2 protein-coding genes are annotated in these 527 nt (G+C 63.6%); both read right to left on the bottom strand.

Going from position 1 to position 527, the window contains the following annotated elements; translation table 11 throughout:
• The coding region (locus EOE48_RS28570; RefSeq protein ID WP_187371593.1) for an FAD-dependent oxidoreductase at window positions 1-289 on the bottom strand (289 nt) is incomplete at its 3' end.
• A gap of 84 nt (window positions 290-373) precedes the next feature.
• The coding region (locus tag EOE48_RS30550; protein ID WP_127734232.1) for a DUF3094 family protein at window positions 374-527 on the bottom strand (154 nt) is incomplete at its 5' end.

The raw sequence follows: 527 nt of genomic DNA on the forward strand, positions 1-527 counted from the left end.
GGGTGGCGGCCAGTTGAATCTGCTTGCCCTCACGGTCCAGGCCGCTCATGCGCCCCAGCTGGAAGTTGAAGTGGTTCCACTTGGCCTGGGCCACGTAGTTCAGTTCGTCTTCCGAGGAGTTCAGCGAGCCGGCGGCCACTTCGTGCAGCAGTGGCTTCCAGATGTGCGTGAGGTTGGCGTCGACCAGGGTGATGTCGGCCTGCTTGCGCTTGCCCAGGCTTTTACCCAGGCGGGTCGCCAGTTCCAGGCCGCCGGCGCCGCCGCCGACAATCACGATGCGATGAGTCATGGGGATATCTCATAAGGTTTACGGAATTCGTGGCCCTTTGGGCCGGCCGCAAACTGCACGAGGGGAGGGCGAGCGCGAAGCAGCTCATAGCACCAGTCCACTCAGCAGGCGGCTGATGAGACCCAACCCGATGGTCACGGCCACCACCAGCACAAGGAGCAGCCACGGCCGGAATGGCCTGCGCTCGACTTGGTGCTGGGGGGCTCGCAGATACTCATCGACACGACGCTGATCTTCC

This window comes from Methylobacterium oryzihabitans (assembly GCF_004004555.2).
GTDB lineage: Bacteria > Pseudomonadota > Alphaproteobacteria > Rhizobiales > Beijerinckiaceae > Methylobacterium > Methylobacterium oryzihabitans.